Genomic DNA, 15779 nt, shown 5'->3' on the forward strand with positions numbered 1-15779 from the left:
AGCCGCCCGGAGTACGCCTCCGAGTCGCCCTTTCCGGCCTCACCATGGCCGAGTACTTCCGTGACGAAGAAGGCCGCGACGTCCTCTTCTTCGTCGACAACATCTATCGCTACACCCTCGCCGGCATGGAAGTCTCCGCCCTCCTCGGCCGTATGCCCTCGGCCGTGGGCTACCAGCCGACCCTGGCCGACGAGATGGGTGAGCTGCAGGAGCGGATCACGTCGACCAAGGGTCGGTCGATCACCTCGATGCAGGCGATCTACGTGCCCGCGGACGACTACACCGACCCGGCCCCGGCCACCACGTTCGCCCACCTGGACGCGACCACCGAGCTCTCCCGGTCGGTGTTCCAGAAGGGCATCTTCCCGGCGGTGGACCCACTGGCGTCGACCTCGACGATCCTCGACCCGGGGATCGTCGGCGAGGACCACTACCGGGTGGCCGCCGAGGTCATCCGAATCCTGCAGAAGTACAAGGAGCTGCAGGACATCATCGCGATCCTCGGCATGGACGAGCTGTCCGAAGAGGACAAGGTGACGGTGCAGCGGGCGCGGCGCATCGAGCGCTTCCTGTCGCAGAACATGCTGGTCGCCGAGCAGTTCACCGGCCAGCCGGGGTCGACCGTGCCGCGCGAGGAAACCGTCGAGGCGTTCGACAAGATCGCCAAGGGCGACTTCGACAACTACCCGGAGCAGGCCTTCCTGGGCATCGGTGGCCTGGAGGACCTGGAGCGGAAGTACAAGGAGATCACCAAGAAGTAGGTCTCGGCCAGACGCGAGAACGCCCCGCCCGGACTCCGGACGGGGCGTTCTTCTCACTGGCCACGTGCACTGGTCAGTTGGGCAGGTCGACGACCTGGTCTCCGACCCGGACCTGGGTGGCGTCGGCGGGCACCAGGTCGGCGTCGGCCACCGGGGTGGACCAGGCGCCGCCGGAGCGATGGCTCAGCTGCTGCACGTTGGCGGCGACCACCCAGCCGTCGCCGCCGGGCAGGTGCAGGACCACGGGCAGCAGCGCCGACGGGTCGACCTGCGGGCCACGCGTCACGCTCTCGACCGAGCCGTCGGACCGCACCAGTACGTAGAAGAAGTAGGCGGGGTTGTTCACCTCCTGGTACGATCCGACGATCATCGTCTTCTTGTTCGCCAGCCCGGCGACCACGAGCCATTGGCCCTCGACCTCCTCGAACGACGCCGGGTCGAGCAGCGTGCTCTCGCGCAGTGCCGCGCCGAAGAGGTTCACCGGGCTGCGGGCCAGCTCGTGGTCGTACCCGACCTTCACGTCCTCCGGCGGCCAGCCCGGCCCGTTGTCCCGGTCGACGCCCAGCGTCGGGTCGATGTAGACCACGGCGGCGAGCAGCGGGATGTGCGCGCCCATCTTCTGCTCGCCCGCGTTGGGATCACCGCCGGTGTCGCCGACGACGAGCCGGACGTTGCGCGGGTCGGCCGGCGCCGGGAGCTGGACGAACGCGACGCCGTCGTGCGGGGCGAGCGGGGTCCACTGCCGGCGGGAGCGGCCGTCCGGGCCGATCGCGGTGTTCGGCGACACGAACAACGACAGGTCCTTGCCGCCCAGCTCCGTCGGCTCGATCCCGAGCACGGTCCGGTTGTCGGGGAACATGAAGTAGCCGCCACGGCCGTTGTGGTCGCCGTCGAGCTGGACGGCCACCAGCTCGAGCTCGCGTTTCTCGGTGTCCGCGGGGTTCGTGACGAGGAGCCCGACGGCGGTCACCTCCCGCCCGCGGTCCGTGGGCTCCACGGTGTCGTCCGACGGCAGCACGACCGCCTGCGTGACGAGCGCCGCGGGCCCGGCGGGGGTGGTGCCGGCCCAGTAGACATGCGGGTTGCCCTTCCTGCCGTTCAGGTGGCCGTCGGCGTTGGCCGGGGTCCCGTCCACGGCGTCCTGCCAGCCGGTGGTCGCGAGGCGGACGGTGCCCTCGTCGTCGATGAGGTCGCCGCCGGAGTCGGTGAGCAGGTCGACGGTCTTGGCCGGGCCGTCGGGCTGCTCGGCGGGTGGGGGAGCGGAGAGCTGGTTGGGCACGACGACCGCGGCGAGGACCGCGACGGCGGCGGTGCCGGCGAGGGCGGCGCCGATCGCGACGCGGCCGCGGGTGCGGCGCCGCCTGCCGCCCCTGAGCACGGCGACGGCGAAGTCGGCGCGGGGCTCCAGGCCGTCGGTGGCCTCGTGCAGCGCGCTGGTGAGCTCGTGGGTGTCCATAGGTCAGCTGCTCCGGTTGATGGAGGGGTGCGGGTCGTCGGCGGTGGCGGCGGCGATCAGCTCGCGCAGCCGGGCGAGGCCCCGGGAGGTCTGGCTCTTCACGGTGCCGACGCCGCAGCGCAGTGCGGCCGCCGTGTCCCGCTCGGTCAGGTCGTCGAAGAACCGGAGCACGATCACCGCCCGCATCCGGGGCGGCAGCTCGGCCAGCGCCCGCACGACCAGCTCGCGGTCCGCGACCCGCTGCTCCGGGCCGGGAAGGTGCGGGTGCGGGTGGTCCCGGTCCAGCGCCGACTCCGGGACCCGGCGCGCGCGGTGCCGCCACCGGTTCGTGGCCGCGTTGGCCAGCGCGGCGCGCACGTACGGTTCGGGCCGTTCACGAATGCGCCGCCAGCGCGGGAAGATCCGTTCCAGCACATCCTGCAGCAGATCTTCCGCGGCCCCCCGGTCGCCGCCGCACAGCAGGTAGGCCGTGCGCAGCAGAGCGGGGGAGCGGTGCGTGACGAAGTCCGTGAACTCCGCGTCACTCATGCGTACCCCTGATGGTTGGTGACCTGTCTCACCGTTCTGTACACCGGCCTGGCTGGGGAGGTTGTCTGTGGACCAATTAGACTGCGAGTTCTGGAAGCCCTGTAACGAGGAGGTACGGCGTGGCCGAGATGTCCGTCCAGCTGGTCGCCGTGGAACGCCGCCTGTGGTCGGGTACCGGCACCTTCGTCGTGGCCCAGACCACAGAGGGTGAGATCGGCATCATGCCGGGCCACGAGCGGGTGCTCGGTCAGCTCACTGAAGGTGGCGTGGTGACCGTGCGTACCACCGACGGCGACACCGTCACCGCGGCCGTACATGGCGGCTTCCTGTCCGTCACCGGCGACACGGTGAGCATTCTCGCCGAGTCCGCCGAGCTGGCCGACGAGATCGACGTCGCGCAGGCCAAGGCCGACCTCGACGCCGACGAGGAGACGCGCGTGAGAGCGCTTGGCCGGCTCCGCGCCGCAGGACAGAACTGAGGTCGGCGGGGCGGCGGGCAGGGGCGGGCCGTGGACATCACCGTGGTTGTCGGAGCGGTCCTCTTCCTGATCCTGGTCGTCCTGGCCTGGTTGACCGTGCGCCGGCTGCGGGCGCTGCGTTCCGGCGGCGTGCACGCGGCGCTGCGCACCCGGCTCGACCCGTCCGGCAAGGGCTGGCATCTGGGGGTCGGCCGCTACCAGGGTGACGAGTTCGTCTGGTTCCGGGTCCTGAGCCTGCGGCCGGGCCCCGACCGGGTGATCCACCGCAGCACCCTGGAGATCGCCGACCGGCGCGACCCGTCCGGCTCGGAGCTGTACAGCATGCCGCCGGCGTCGCGGGTGCTCCGCTTCTCCGACTCCGGCCGCGCCACCGAGCCGCACATCGAGATCGCGATGAGCCCCGACGCCCTGACCGGCTTCCTGTCCTGGCTGGAGTCCGCGCCGCCAGGGCGTCTGCCCTGGGCCTCCTAGGTCTTGTGCGCCCGCGCGGCGGCGAAGCAGTACCCGCCGAACGCGGCCAGACCGAGCGCGACCACCACCAGCGCCACCGTGCCGAACGGCTGCGCGGCCAGCGTCTTCAGCGCAGCGTCGAGGCCGCCGGCCTTCTTCGGGTCGTGGTCCAGCGCGGCGAACCCGATCAGCACGCCGACGATCCCGAACGTCACGCCCTTCGCGATATGGCCGAACACGCCGAGCCGGGTGACCCATTGCCGGGTGCCACGCGGCAGGTCGGCCAGGTCGAGGTCATCCAGGAACGACGTGCGGAAGCCTTTCGCAGCCGTCGCCACCGCGATGCCGATGATCACCAGCGCCACGACGCCGACGAGGAACGGGCCGGCCGGCAGCGCCAGCAGCTTCGCGGTCCAGGTCTGCTGCTGCTGGTTGCCCGACCCGCCCGAGGAGCCCGACCCGCTCGCGAGTGTCATGGCGCTGACGCCCAGTGCGATCCCGACGACGGCGCGCGCCGCGGACCCGATGCGCTTGCGGGTGCGCTTGCCCTTCTCGTGGATCCAGCGGTAGCCGCTCGCGGGCGAGCAGCAACTGCCAGGCGCCGAACGCGAACAGTCCGACGGCCAGCACCCACAGCAGGAACCCGCCGATGCCGCTCGAGCCGATCTCCTCGATGGCGCCGCGCTGGTCGGCCTTCTCGGACTCCCCGAAGGCCACCCGTATCGCCAGGTAGGCGACGAGCACGTGGACCGCGCCGTAGCAGACCATGCCGGCCCGGCCGAGCACCTGCATCGTCGTGGTGTTCTTCGCTCTGGCCGTGGTGGCCCGCGCGGTGTTCATGACGCCTCCTCGGGGGGTTGCCGCCGGGGAGGTACCCACGCGTGGCCGGGCGGAACGGTCCGTTCGGGCTAGGCCATGTCTCGCGGATCTTGGATCGTGGTATTCGCGCCCAGCTACCCCCTGGCCGCGCCGGCCTCGGAGTTCGCCGAGCTGCGTTGTCGGAAGGCCCGAATACGACCCGGTATGCGGCCTTCCGCCGCCTTGCCAGGAGCCATCTGGATCACGAATCCCATCGACCAAGACCCACGAGACACGACCTGATCCGCGCTACACCGCGACGGTGAGCGTGGCGGTGTAGCCGCTCGGGTCGCCGGTGACGGTCGCGAGCTGGCTGTCCCAGCCGTCGCTGAACACGGTGTCGCGCTCGAGCGAGGTGCCCGCGAGGTTGCGGACACTCCGGTCGTAGCCGTCGGTGGCGTAGACGGTCTCGCAGACGTCCTGGGGGAGGGCGAGCTGCGAGGTGGTGAGCTTGGTGCCCGCGTTCGTGGCGTCGGCAAGGGTCGGGTAGACCTCGAAGTGGACGTGCGGCCAGCGCCCGGCGTAGGCGGCGGGGAAGATGCTGGTGTACACGAGGTCGCCGGTGTCGTCGGCCTCCTGGACGCCGCGCAGGTAGTTCTGGTCGGCGGCGGCGTCGGAGTACAGCGAGTAGTCGCCGTTGCGGTCGCAGTGCCACACGTACACCGCCGCGCCGGGCAGGGCGGCGCCGGTGTCCGCCTCGACGACGGTCAGCTCGATGCGCAGCGGGACGCCGTCGGCCGTGCCCGAGGCCGAGCCGAAGCTGGACCGGATGTCGCCGCGGACGATGCCGCTCTCGGTGAGCACGTCGGGCCCGTTGAAGCCGTCGCCCGGGAAGGGGCCGGCCGTCTCCTCGGGGATCTCCTCGAGCCCGGCCGCCGTGGTGCCGGCCGCCGTGCCGGTACTGGTGGTCGCTGGGCTCGGGGTCGGGTCGGTGGCCGCGCATCCGGCGATCACCGCGAGTCCCGCGCCGCCGAACAGGGCCAGGACGGAGCGTCTGCTGCGCAGGGTCGCGAGGTCGAACTCGAGACCCCGGTCGTGGTCATGCATGTCGGACCTTCCTTGTCGTCAGGTCCGATGGTGCGGGTGCGGGCTGTGTGGTCGCTGTGCGCCGGCTGTGTCCGCGTTTGGGTCAGCGTTTGTTCAGCGTTTGTTCAGCGGCCGCCGCCGGGCGCCCACAGGATGTCGCCGTCCGGGTTCGCGACCCTGGACAGCACGAAGAGCAGGTCGGACAGCCGGTTCAGGTACTTCGCGGCGAGGGTGTTGGTGCGTTCGGCGTCGGCCTCGATGAGGCGCCACGCGCTGCGCTCGGCCCGTCGGGTGACCGTGCGGGCGACGTGCAGCAGCGCGGCGCCCGCGGTGCCGCCGGGCAGGATGAACGAGCTGAGCTTGGCGAGCCGGCCGTTGAAGTCGTCGCACCAGCCCTCGAGCCGCTCGACGTAGGGCTCGGTGATGCGCAGCGGCGGGTACTTCGGGTCCGGCACGACGGGCGCGCACAGGTCGGCGCCGACGTCGAACAGGTCGTTCTGGACCGCACGCAGCACCTCGACGATCTCGTCGGTGAGGCCGCCCATGGCGACCGCGACCCCGATCGACGCGTTGGCCTCGTCGACGTCGGCGTAGGCGGCGAGGCGCGGGTCGGTCTTGGGCACCCGGTGCCCGTCGCCGAGCGCGGTGCTGCCGTCGTCGCCGACCTTGGTGTAGACGCGGGTGATGTGCACGGCCATGCGCTGCACGATACGGCTCAGCGCAGCACGGCGTCCGCGACGGTCTCGGTGATCCAGCTCTCCCACTCGGCGGCCGACCAGCCGCACCGGACGGTCAGCAACAGGTACAGCTCGGGGCTGATCAGCCCGAAGATGATGTCCGCGGCCCGGTCCACGGCCAGCCCGTCCTTCAGCGCCCGCTTCTCGTCGATCAGCTCGGCGAGCATCCGGTGCGCGGTGGCGCGCTGCGTCTGGTTGACCTCCCACTGGGCGGCCATCTCCGCGTTCGTGCCGGCGGCGTCGCGCACCGCCTGCATGATCGGCGCGACCCGCTCGAAGATCGCCCGGCTCGTCGCGGTCCAGATGGCGAGCGCGCGGCGCGGGTCGGGCTCGTCGCGGATCTCCTGGACGAACGGGCGTTCGAGCACGGGGACCGGCTCGTCGTCGCCGACCGACGCGACGTCGACGGCCTCCTTGAGCAGGGTGTGCTTGTTGGTGAAGTGGAAGTAGACGGTCTGCACCGCGACGTCGGCCCTGGTGGCGACCTCCTCGAGCTTGGTGGCCGCATAGCCCTGCGCGACGAACAGGTCGGCGGCGGCCGCGATGATGCGCCGCCGGGTCTCCCTCGGCTGCTGCCTTTTCTTCTTGACACCATCGGACACATGTTGGAGTCTAACTCTAGAGTTCAACTCTAACGAGGAGGGGCGGCGATGGCGGCATTGCAGGGCTTCCACCACGTGAAGCTGCCGGTCACCGATGTCGAGCGGACGCGCGACTGGTACGCGCGGGTGCTCAGCTTCACGGTGGAGCTGGAGTTCGTGGAGGACGGTGTGCTGATGGGCGTGGCGATGCGGGACGCGTCGGGCACCGTGCCCCTGGCGTTTCGTTGCGACCCGGACCGCGCCAAGGCGATGGCGGGCTTCGACCCGATCGCGATCGGTGTGCCGTCGGTGCCCGACCTGGAGGAGTGGCGCGCGCACCTGACCTCGCTGGGCGAGGCTCACGGCGGCATCGTGACCGGGCACGTGGGCTCGGTGCTGGTCGGTCTGCACGACCCGGACGGCATCGAGGTCCGGCTGTACACGCTGTCAGGCGGCGCGTCGTGACCTTCGACCCGGCCGGCTACGTGCTCGCGGAGCAGGACGGCGAGCACGTGTGGTTCCTGGACACCCGGATGACCGTGAAGGCCGGCGGAGACCAGACCGGCGGCGCGTTCACGCTCCTGGAATGGGCGCCGCAGGGCTTCGGCCCACCTCGCCACATCCACGAGGCGGAGGACGAGGCGTTCTACATCCTCGACGGCGAGCTCGTCGTGGACTGCGGCGAACGCCGGTCCGTGGCAGGCCCCGGCGCGTTCGTCTTCCTGCCGAGGGGAATCCCGCATTCGTTCGTGGTGTCGGCGGGCCCGGTGCGCGGGCTGCAGATCACCTCACCCGCGGGGTTCGAACGCTTCATCACCGAGGTCGGCCGCCCGGCCGAGCACCTCGGACTGCCCGAACCGTCCCAACCGGACATTCCCCGGCTGGTCGAGGCGGGCCGCCGGCACGGCAACGAGATCGTCGGCCCACCGATCACCCTGGACTCCGAGCGGAGTCGGTGATCCACGGGCCCGCTCCGGAGCGCCCGAAACCGTCGGTGCCCGGCCGTAGAATGGATACCGGGGGCCGGAGGCCACCAGGCCGCCCGGCCCGGCTCAACCCGCCAGCCGCACGGCTTCGGCCAGCAGCTCCGCCTGGCGGTGGTTGTCGTCGGCGAACGGCAGACCCACGATGCGCTCCGCGCCCGCCGCGGCGAGCGCCGCGAGGCGGTCCGCGGCCGCCGCCGGTCCGCCGGTCACCAGCGACAGCCGCGCCACCGCCTCGGACATGCCGTAGGCGGTGAGGCCGCGTACCTGCGCGTCGACCACCTCGGTCGGCACGTCGCCCAAGCCCACGCTCACCTGTGCGGTCACCCCCGGCGTCGGGTGGCCGTGCGCCTCGGCTCGCTCGGCCAGCTCGCGCACCCCCGCGGCCAGCGCGGCGGGTGGCAGGAACGCCGGGTACCAGCCGTGGCCGAGGCGGGCCGCCCGGCGCAGCGCCTGCGGTCCGTCGCCGATCAGGACCGGCGGCATCGTCGCGCCGGGCGCGAGCCTCACCGGCCCACCCCTGTCTCCGCTGTCGCCGCTGTGTCCGCTGTCGCCGTCGAGCTCGGTGGGCTTGCCGGCGATCAGGTCCGGCAGCACGGACAGTGCCGCGTCGGTGCGCGGCCCGCGCTCGGCGAACGGCACGCCGGCCGCGCGCCAGCCCTCGTCGCCGTGGACCTCCCCGCCGGTGCCGATGCCCAGCAGGACCCGGTCGCCGGAGAGGTGCTGCAGCGTCGCCACCTGCTTCGCGGCCCACGCCACCGGGCGCAGCGCCAGGATCAGCACGCCGAACCCGAGCCCGATCCGGGTCGTCGTCGCCGCGGCGGTCGCGAGCAGCAGCGTGCTGTCGAGCTTGGGCGCCACCGCGATCAGGTGGTCGCCGGTCCACACCGAGTCGAGACCGATGTCCTCGACGTGCCGGGCAAACGCGCCCGGGTTGCCGGTCGCCGGCAGCGTGATGCCGACCCTCACCGGGAAAGCTCCAGCAGTGTCTTGCCGACCGTGGCGCGCGACTGGATCGCCGCGTGCGCGTCGGCGGCCCGCTCCAGCGGGAAGCGCTGCCCGATCAGCGGGCGCAGCCGGCCGGCGGCCGCCTCGGCGAGGGCGCTCTCCGTGTATGCGCGCAGCTCTGTCGGCGTCGGCGTGGCGCGGACGAGCGTGACACCGCGCCGCGCCGCCTCCTCGGGCGCGATCGACGTCCAGCTGCCGCTCGCCAGGCCGAAGCTGAGCATCCGGCCGCCGCGGTCAAGGAGCCCGAACGCCGCGCGACCGATGTCGCCGCCGACCCCGTCGAACACCACGTCCACCCCGCCGGCCCGGTCCGGCCAGCCGTGCTCGCGATAGTCCACCGCCTCGTCGGCGCCGAGCTCGCGGGCGACCTCGACCTTCCGCGCCCCGCCGACCGCGGCGACGACGTGCGCGCCGGCCGCCTTGGCCAGTTGGACGAGCAGGCTGCCGACCCCACCGGCGGCGGCCTCGACGAGCACCCGCTCGCCGGCCCGCAGGCCGACGGCGTGCACGAGCATGGTCGCGGTGCGCCCGTCGGCGAGCAGCGCGACGGCCGTGTCGAGCGCGACGCCCTCGGGCACCGCGAACACGGCGGCCGCGTCCACCGCGGCCCGTTCCGCGTAGCCGCCGGAACCGCCGGTGCTGGTGACCACCCGGGCGCCGACGAGACCGGGATCCGCATCCTCGCCGACCGCGATGACCACGCCGCCGACCCCGTTGCCGGGAATCATCGGCAGCGATCCCGTGAACGGCCCGGAGCCGGTCGCCCGGAACTGCGTCTCGATGAACGTGATGTTGGCGAACGTCACCTCGATCAGCGCCTGGTCGGGTCCCGGCACCGGATCGGGCGCCTCGCGCGCGACGAGCACCTCCGGCCCGCCGAACTCCGTCAACCACACCGCACGCATCGGTCCTCCGCTCCGTCACCCGGCAACGGCACCAGCGTGCAACCTCCACTATTGTCGAGGTCAAGGAGAACGGCTCGGCAACGCGAAAGCGCCCGTCCGGGTGACGGACGGGCGCTTTCGGCACGAGATCAGGACTGCTGCGGTGGCGGGTCGCTCGGCGACTGGTCCGGCGCGCCCGGCAACCGACCGGGCTGCTCGCCGGTTTGTTCCGCGGTGACCGGCGCGCCCTGCGCGTTCGGGTCCGGCGGCGGGCCGTCCGGTGAGGGAGCCGTGCCCGGATACGCCGTGCCCGGTGGTTCGGCGAGCGCAGGTTTGGGCACGATCTTGTCCTTGAACACGAAGCCCATGCTGAGCAGCGCGATCAGCACCAGGCCGACCAGGGTGAGCCAGAAGCCGACCTCGGTGTGGATGAGCTCGCCGGCGACCGAGTTGATGTCCGGCGTCGAGACCTCGTCCTCGGACAGCCCTTGGGCGTCGTCCTTGAGCTGCGAGGTGAGGTTGGACTGCGCGACAGTCTGGGTGACGACGACCAGGACGCCGGCCAGCAGGGCGACCGCGGCGCTGCCGAACAGCCGTTCCCGCGTCCGGTCCCGGAACCGCGGCACGAACGGCAGCGCGATGCCGGCCAGCAGCACGACACCGGCGATGATCGCGAGCGCCTGAACGCCCGGGTCCGGCGGCGGCTCCGAGGACGTGCTCGATCCGCCGGGCAACTCGTCGGCCATGTCCTGGAGATCCCGGGGGACCTCGACCTCCGGCTCCGCGCCGGTGGCGAGCTCCACGCCGTTGTAGTCCGCGCCGATCGAGCCCATGCCCGGCACCTCGCAGGACACCGACAGGAACGGCAGGAACAGGAACAGCAGCAACACCAGCGCGAACCCGGCCGGGCTGGCCAGTCTCGACAAAGCCTTCATCGCTACCCCTCTCGTGCCGAGTGGCGGCAGGTTAGCGGACGGGTATCGCACATGCCCGGCGAACCCCGACAATGGTGTCGAACCGGAGGAGGCTCACATGCCCGGTCGACCACGCCGCGCCGCCGCACGCCTGGCCGCGGTCCTGCTCGCCGTGCTGGCCACCACGATCGCAGCGCCCGCGGCGCAGGCCATCTACCACGGTGAGGACGCGCCGATCGGCGACTATCCCTTCAGGGTGTCGCTGCGTCTGGCCAACACGCCGGACAGCCCGCGCTGCGGCGGCACGCTCATCGAGCCCGACATCGTGCTCACCGCGGCGCATTGCGTCGACCGCGTGCCGCAGGGCGGGATCGCGGTCGTGGTCGGCGCGGACATCCCGGACTGGCCCGACGCGCCGAAGGTCGGCACGCTGGGGCACCAGGTGCCCGAGGGCTACGACCTCACCGTCGACAACCGGCACGACGTCGCGGTGCTCCGGCTCGCCACCCCGCAGACCACGCCCACGGTCCGGCTGGCCACCGCCGAGCCACGGGCCGGCGCCCGTGTGGTGACCTCCGGGTGGGGCTGCACCAACGCGCCGCCCGTGTGCGAGGTGATGGCGACGCGCCTGCAGTCCAGCGGCCAGACCGTGTTGCGCGACAAGGAATGCGGGCCGGACGTGTTCTGGACGATCCCGACCTACTACGACGCGACGACGATCTGCACGAAGGGCACCCGGGACAACTCCACCATCAACCGTGGCGACTCGGGCGGTCCGCTGCTCGTGCGTCACGGGTGTGGCCCGTACCGGCAGGTCGGGGTGACCTCGCTCGGCTCGGACAGCACCACGAAGCTCTACGCGGGCTTCACCTCCATTCCTGTCGAGGCGGATTGGGTCTCCCGCGCGATCGACTCGCTGCGCCGTAGCTGACGGCGCCGGGGCGGCCGACGCGCGGGTCGCGGGCGGACGGTGCGCGGGCTCGGGCATGATGGGCGCTCGTGACAGAGCACTTCCAGGTTCACGGTGGGGCGCGGCTCGCCGGCGCGGTCGATGTCGTCGGGGCCAAGAACAGCGTGTTGAAGCTGATGGCCGCCGCGTTGCTCGCGGAAGGCACGACGACGCTGACCAACTGCCCCGAGATCCTGGACGTCCCGCTGATGGGCGAGGTGCTGCGCAGTCTCGGGTGCGAGGTGACCATCGAGGCCGACACGGTCACCATCACCACGCCCGCGGACCTCAACCACCATGCCGACTCGGCGTCGATGGGCAAGCTGCGTGCGTCGGTGTGCGTGCTCGGCCCGCTGGTGGGTCGCTGCAGGCGCGCGGTCGTGGCGCTGCCGGGTGGCGACGCCATCGGGTCGCGGCCGCTGGACATGCACCAGAACGGCCTGCGCCAGCTCGGCGCGCACAGCGAGATCGAGCACGGCTGTGTCGTGGCCGAGGCCGAGGGCCTGCACGGCGCGCAGATCTGGCTGGACTTCCCCAGCGTCGGCGCCACCGAGAACATCCTGATGGCGGCCGTGCTCGCGGACGGCACCACGGTGATCGACAACGCCGCGCGCGAGCCGGAGATCGTCGACCTGTGCACGATGCTGCTGCAGATGGGCGGCAAGATCGAGGGCGCCGGCACGTCGACGCTCACCGTCCACGGCGTCGACGCCCTCCAGCCCACCGAGCACCGGGTGATCGGCGACCGGATCGTGGGCGCGACCTGGGCTTTCGCGGCCGCGATGACCCGCGGCGACGTGACCGTGCGCGGCGTCGACCCGCACCACCTCGACCTCGTGCTGGAGAAGCTGCGGACCGCGGGCGCCGACGTGACCATCCTCGAGGGCAACGCCTTCCGGGTCGTCCAGCGCGACCGGCCGACCGCGGTGGACTTCGTGACGCTGCCGTACCCGGGGTTCGCCACCGACCTGCAGCCGTTCGCCATCGCGCTGACCTCGATCGCCGACGGCACCTCGATGATCACGGAGAACCTGTTCGAGGCGCGGTTCCGCTTCATCGAGGAGATGATCCGCATCGGCGCCGACGCCCGTACCGATGGCCACCACGCGGTGGTCCGCGGCGTGGCGCGGCTGTCCAGCGCGCCGGTGTGGGCCTCGGACATCCGCGCCGGTGTCGGTCTCGTGCTGGCGGGTCTGTGCGCGGACGGTGTGACCGAGGTGTGGGACGTGTTCCACATCGATCGCGGATATCCCGGGCTGGTGGAGAACCTGGTCAACCTGGGCGCGGACGTCCGCCGGGTGGCCGCGGCGCCGGAACGGTCCTGACCTCCCGGACCGCCGCGCGGTAGATGTTCGTGCGTGGTCGGGATTACCGTGTCGAGGTGAGCGAACTGGCTGATGCGGGCGCGTATGCCGACCCGGACGGTGTCGTGATCGGGCCTGCGACCGAGGACGATCTCGCCGGGATCGTGGAGATCCTCAACCACACGGCGGCCAACTCGATCGCGACCTTCGACACTCGGCCGACCAGTGTGGCCGCGCGGCGCGATTGGTTCGAGCAGTTCGCCTCGACGGGGCCGTATCGGCTGCTTGTCGCTCGACGCGGCAGCCTGGTCGTCGGCTACGCCTGCAGTCAGCGTTACCGGGACCACGAAGCATTCCGGCAGACGGTCGAGGTAAGCATCGCGCTGGATGTCGGTTGCCGGGGCCAGGGCGTGGGTTCCTCGCTGTATCGCGCGCTGTTCGATCGCCTTGCCGACGAGCCGGTTCACGTCGTCGTCACGGGCATAGCCCTGCCCAATGACGCGTCGGTCGCACTGCATCGAAAGTTCGGCTTCACAGAGGTCGGCACGTTCCGCGAGTACGCCGTCAAGAACGGTCGGTACATCAGCTCGCTGTGGATGCAGCGCCTTTCGCCACCTGCTGGTCACAGTCGTTGACACGGTACGGATCTCCTTAGCTGGTCATGGTGGCCGGAAGTACCTACGTCTCCGCCTTCTCGCGGCGGCGATCCCGGACCCGGACCACCACGAAGGTCACCGTCGCCAGAGCGACGAGGCCGATGACGATCGTCATCGATGTCTTCCGCGACGACTCGTGGCTGGTCACCCGCGTGCGCGACGACGGTGAGGGCGGCGCGCAGCCGACCGGCACCGGGCTGTCCGGACTGGCCAGACGGGTCGCGGCGGCCGACGGCGAGTTCCGTGTGGACAGTCCGCTCGGTGGCCCACGGTGGTCTCCGCGAGGCTGCCGTGCGGGTGATCCTGGCGGAGGACTCCACGTTGTTGCGCGAAGGACTGGTGCGGCTGCTCGCCGAGGAGGGTCACGACGTGGTGGCGTCGGTGGGCGACGCCGACGAGCTGGTGGCGGCGGTCGAGCTCGACCGGCCCGACGTGGTGGTCACCGACGTGCGCATGCCGCCCACCCACACCGACGAAGGGCTGCGGGCAGCGCTCACCGTGCGCAACCGCTGGCCGGAGGTCGGCGTGCTGGTGCTCTCGCAGTACGTGGAGAAGCGCTACGCGGCCGAGCTCATCAGCGGCGACAGCGGTCGGGTCGGCTACCTCGGTGCTAGGCCATGTCTCGCGGATCTTGGATCGTGGTATTCGCGCCCAGCTGTCCCCTGGCCGCGTTGTCGGAAGGCCCGAATACAACCCGGTATGAGCGGCCTTCCGCCGCCTTGCCAGGAGCCAGCTGGATCACGAATCCCATCGACCAAGATCCACGAGACACGACCAGGCCATGTCTCGCGGATCTTGGATCGTGGTATTCGCGCCCAGCTGTCCCCTGGCCGCGTTGTCGGAAGGCCCGAATACAACCCGGTATGAGCGACCTTCCGCCGCCTTGCCAGGAGCCAGCTGGATCACGAACCCCATCGACCAAGATCCACGAGACACGACCTCGCCGTGTTGCGGTATCTGGATTCCTGAGTGGTCGGCCGAGTGGTCGTTGTGCGAGGGAGGCCGGGCGGGTAAGACAATGAGGCACCTGACGCCACATGGGAAGGGGCCGGCATGCGTGCCCGCCGGATCGGTTCGGCCTTATCGGTAGGACTCCTGCTCGCCACGGCACTCGCGGCCGGAAGTGCCACGGCCACCGCCGACCACCGGCCACCGCCCGGCAAGAAACCGGTGGCCGTCGGCACCGGCGGCGCGGTCGTGTCCGACACCGTCGAGTCCACCAACGCCGGCCTCGACGTCCTGCGCAAGGGCGGCACGGCGGCCGACGCGGCGGTCGCGGTCGCCGCGACCCTCGGCGTCACGGACCCGTACGTCGCCGGCATCGGCGGGGGCGGTTATTTCGTGTACTACGACGCGCGCGCCCGCCAGGTCTCCACCATCGACGGTCGGGAGACCACGCCGCAGGCCGGCAGTCCGACGATGTTCGTCGACCCGGCCACCGGCCAGCCCTACGCGTTCCCGACCGCGGTCACCAGCGGCCTCGGTGTCGGCGTGCCCGGCATGCTCGCCACCTGGGAGCGCGCGCTCGACCGCTGGGGTCGGTTCGACCTCGCCGACAACCTGAAGCCGGCCATCAAGGTCGCCGACCGAGGCTTCACCGTCGACGCCACGTTCCGCGAGCAGACCAGGCAGAACCAGGCGCGGTTCGCCCAGTTCGGCTCCACCCGCGACCTGTTCCTGCCCGGCGGCGCGCTGCCCGAGGTCGGCTCCCGGCTGCGCAACCCCGACCTCGCCGACACCTACCGGCAGATCTCGCGCGACGGCATCCGCGCCCTGTACGGCGGTTCGATCGGCCGCGACCTGGTCGACGCGGTGCGCACGCCACCGGTCGCGCCGGACGCCACGACCGACCCGCTGTCCGGCCTGATGACCGTGCGGGACCTCAAGCACTACCGCACCATCGACCGGCGCCCGACACACGTCGGCTACCGCGGGTACGACGTGTACGGCATGGCGCCGTCCTCCAGCGGCGGCATCACGGTGGGCGAGTCGCTGAACATCCTGGAGCGGTTCGACCTGTCCGAAATGGATCGCGTGCAGGCGCTGCACCACTACCTGGAGTCGAGCCGGCTCGCGTTCGCCGACCGGGGCCGGTACATCGGCGACTCGGCCTATGTGGACGTTCCGCAGCGGGAGCTGCTGTCCGACCGGTTCGCCGAGCAGCGCGCGTGCGAGATCGACCCGGCCGCCGCCGCGCCCGGCGCG

The 15779-nt window shown here is 71.6% G+C and carries 18 protein-coding genes and 2 pseudogenes; 10 read left to right on the plus strand and 10 right to left on the minus strand.

Features of this window, described 5'->3' with window-relative positions; genetic code table 11:
• A pseudogene (locus tag GEV28_RS36665) lies at positions 1-761 on the plus strand (F0F1 ATP synthase subunit beta); the annotation flags it as partial.
• A 73-nt stretch (positions 762-834) separates the two neighbouring features.
• On the opposite strand, the gene GEV28_RS36670 reads toward GEV28_RS36665, so the two are convergent.
• Positions 835-2217, minus strand: a complete 1383-nt coding sequence (locus GEV28_RS36670) for a hypothetical protein (protein ID WP_291417997.1) — start codon at positions 2215-2217, stop codon at positions 835-837.
• A 3-nt stretch (positions 2218-2220) separates the two neighbouring features.
• Positions 2221-2745 carry a SigE family RNA polymerase sigma factor gene (locus tag GEV28_RS36675; RefSeq protein WP_291417999.1) on the minus strand — a complete coding sequence of 175 codons (525 nt, stop codon included), beginning with the start codon at positions 2743-2745 and terminating at the stop codon, positions 2221-2223.
• Between the two features lie 119 nt (positions 2746-2864).
• Here GEV28_RS36675 and GEV28_RS36680 point away from each other — a divergent pair, with 119 nt between their 5' ends.
• Positions 2865-3224 (plus strand): F0F1 ATP synthase subunit epsilon, encoded by a 360-nt coding sequence (locus tag GEV28_RS36680; RefSeq protein ID WP_291418001.1) that lies wholly within the window; start codon positions 2865-2867, stop codon positions 3222-3224.
• A gap of 30 nt (positions 3225-3254) precedes the next feature.
• A complete protein-coding gene (locus GEV28_RS36685; RefSeq protein ID WP_291418003.1) occupies positions 3255-3695 on the plus strand; it encodes a DUF2550 domain-containing protein in 441 nt (146 codons plus the stop codon).
• On the opposite strand, the gene GEV28_RS42835 is transcribed toward GEV28_RS36685, so the two are convergent.
• The 5 genes and pseudogenes from GEV28_RS42835 to GEV28_RS36705 form a co-directional block, all read right to left on the minus strand.
• The gene (locus GEV28_RS42835; protein WP_367115269.1) at positions 3692-4150 is read right to left on the minus strand and encodes a DUF1206 domain-containing protein; all 459 of its coding nucleotides are present in this window, start codon (positions 4148-4150) and stop codon (positions 3692-3694) included. The two genes, GEV28_RS36685 and GEV28_RS42835, sit on opposite strands and share 4 nt — an antisense overlap.
• Before the next feature lie 160 nt (positions 4151-4310).
• Positions 4311-4514 (minus strand): annotated as a pseudogene (locus GEV28_RS42840) (DUF1206 domain-containing protein); the annotation flags it as partial.
• 267 nt (positions 4515-4781) lie between these two features.
• Positions 4782-5579 carry an intradiol ring-cleavage dioxygenase gene (locus GEV28_RS36695; RefSeq protein WP_291418005.1) on the minus strand — a complete coding sequence of 266 codons (798 nt, stop codon included), beginning with the start codon at positions 5577-5579 and terminating at the stop codon, positions 4782-4784.
• A 104-nt stretch (positions 5580-5683) separates the two neighbouring features.
• Positions 5684-6256 (minus strand): cob(I)yrinic acid a,c-diamide adenosyltransferase, encoded by a 573-nt coding sequence (locus GEV28_RS36700; protein ID WP_291418007.1) that lies wholly within the window; start codon positions 6254-6256, stop codon positions 5684-5686.
• A gap of 17 nt (positions 6257-6273) precedes the next feature.
• Positions 6274-6897 carry a TetR/AcrR family transcriptional regulator gene (locus GEV28_RS36705; protein WP_291418009.1) on the minus strand — a complete coding sequence of 208 codons (624 nt, stop codon included), beginning with the start codon at positions 6895-6897 and terminating at the stop codon, positions 6274-6276.
• A gap of 48 nt (positions 6898-6945) precedes the next feature.
• Here GEV28_RS36705 and GEV28_RS36710 point away from each other — a divergent pair, with 48 nt between their 5' ends.
• Together GEV28_RS36710 and GEV28_RS36715 are read left to right on the plus strand one after the other, a co-directional pair.
• Entirely contained in the window at positions 6946-7341 is a 396-nt protein-coding gene (locus tag GEV28_RS36710; RefSeq protein WP_291418011.1) for a VOC family protein, read from the plus strand.
• Positions 7338-7835, plus strand: a complete 498-nt coding sequence (locus GEV28_RS36715; RefSeq protein WP_291418013.1) for a quercetin 2,3-dioxygenase — start codon at positions 7338-7340, stop codon at positions 7833-7835. The genes GEV28_RS36710 and GEV28_RS36715 overlap by 4 nt, the downstream gene beginning before the upstream one ends.
• A gap of 93 nt (positions 7836-7928) precedes the next feature.
• On the opposite strand, the gene GEV28_RS36720 is transcribed toward GEV28_RS36715, so the two are convergent.
• The 3 genes from GEV28_RS36720 to GEV28_RS36730 form a co-directional block, all read right to left on the minus strand.
• Complete coding sequence (locus GEV28_RS36720; RefSeq protein WP_291418015.1) at positions 7929-8828, minus strand: LLM class flavin-dependent oxidoreductase; 900 nt, start codon at positions 8826-8828, stop codon at positions 7929-7931.
• Positions 8825-9772, minus strand: coding sequence for a zinc-binding dehydrogenase (locus tag GEV28_RS36725; RefSeq protein ID WP_291418017.1), 948 nt, complete (start codon positions 9770-9772; stop codon positions 8825-8827). Before GEV28_RS36725 ends, GEV28_RS36720 begins: the two co-directional genes overlap by 4 nt.
• Before the next feature lie 128 nt (positions 9773-9900).
• On the minus strand, positions 9901-10686 hold the full coding sequence (locus tag GEV28_RS36730) for a hypothetical protein (protein WP_291418019.1): 786 nt from the start codon (positions 10684-10686) through the stop codon (positions 9901-9903).
• A gap of 97 nt (positions 10687-10783) precedes the next feature.
• On the opposite strand from GEV28_RS36730, the gene GEV28_RS36735 reads away from it, so the two are divergent.
• From GEV28_RS36735 to GEV28_RS36760, 5 genes are all read left to right on the plus strand, one after another.
• A complete protein-coding gene (locus GEV28_RS36735; protein ID WP_291418021.1) occupies positions 10784-11596 on the plus strand; it encodes a trypsin-like serine protease in 813 nt (270 codons plus the stop codon).
• Positions 11597-11664: 68 nt separating this feature from the next.
• Positions 11665-12939 (plus strand): UDP-N-acetylglucosamine 1-carboxyvinyltransferase, encoded by a 1275-nt coding sequence (gene murA / locus GEV28_RS36740; protein ID WP_291418024.1) that lies wholly within the window; start codon positions 11665-11667, stop codon positions 12937-12939.
• Between the two features lie 56 nt (positions 12940-12995).
• Positions 12996-13553 carry a GNAT family N-acetyltransferase gene (locus GEV28_RS36745; RefSeq protein ID WP_291418026.1) on the plus strand — a complete coding sequence of 186 codons (558 nt, stop codon included), beginning with the start codon at positions 12996-12998 and terminating at the stop codon, positions 13551-13553.
• A 312-nt stretch (positions 13554-13865) separates the two neighbouring features.
• Positions 13866-14441: a response regulator transcription factor gene (locus GEV28_RS36755; protein WP_291418028.1), complete on the plus strand. Its 576-nt coding sequence runs from the start codon at positions 13866-13868 to the stop codon at positions 14439-14441.
• Positions 14442-14627: 186 nt separating this feature from the next.
• A partial coding sequence (locus tag GEV28_RS36760; RefSeq protein WP_291418030.1) for a gamma-glutamyltransferase family protein occupies positions 14628-15779 on the plus strand: 1152 nt, incomplete at its 3' end.

It is taken from the genome of Actinophytocola sp. (genome assembly GCF_009379765.1).
In the GTDB taxonomy this organism is placed as follows: domain Bacteria; phylum Actinomycetota; class Actinomycetes; order Mycobacteriales; family Pseudonocardiaceae; genus Actinophytocola.

What these genes read in the sequence shown, in the direction of transcription:
- GEV28_RS36670 (WP_291417997.1), bottom strand. Translation starts at nt 2,217, where the DNA reads ATGGACACCCACGAGCTCACCAGCGCGCTGCACGAGGCCACCGACGGC.
- GEV28_RS36675 (WP_291417999.1), bottom strand. Translation starts at nt 2,745, where the DNA reads ATGAGTGACGCGGAGTTCACGGACTTCGTCACGCACCGCTCCCCCGCT.
- GEV28_RS42835 (WP_367115269.1), bottom strand. Translation starts at nt 4,150, where the DNA reads ATGACACTCGCGAGCGGGTCGGGCTCCTCGGGCGGGTCGGGCAACCAG.
- GEV28_RS36695 (WP_291418005.1), bottom strand. Translation starts at nt 5,579, where the DNA reads ATGCATGACCACGACCGGGGTCTCGAGTTCGACCTCGCGACCCTGCGC.
- GEV28_RS36700 (WP_291418007.1), bottom strand. Translation starts at nt 6,256, where the DNA reads ATGGCCGTGCACATCACCCGCGTCTACACCAAGGTCGGCGACGACGGC.
- GEV28_RS36710 (WP_291418011.1), top strand. Translation starts at nt 6,946, where the DNA reads ATGGCGGCATTGCAGGGCTTCCACCACGTGAAGCTGCCGGTCACCGAT.
- GEV28_RS36725 (WP_291418017.1), bottom strand. Translation starts at nt 9,772, where the DNA reads ATGCGTGCGGTGTGGTTGACGGAGTTCGGCGGGCCGGAGGTGCTCGTC.
- GEV28_RS36730 (WP_291418019.1), bottom strand. Translation starts at nt 10,686, where the DNA reads ATGAAGGCTTTGTCGAGACTGGCCAGCCCGGCCGGGTTCGCGCTGGTG.
- GEV28_RS36735 (WP_291418021.1), top strand. Translation starts at nt 10,784, where the DNA reads ATGCCCGGTCGACCACGCCGCGCCGCCGCACGCCTGGCCGCGGTCCTG.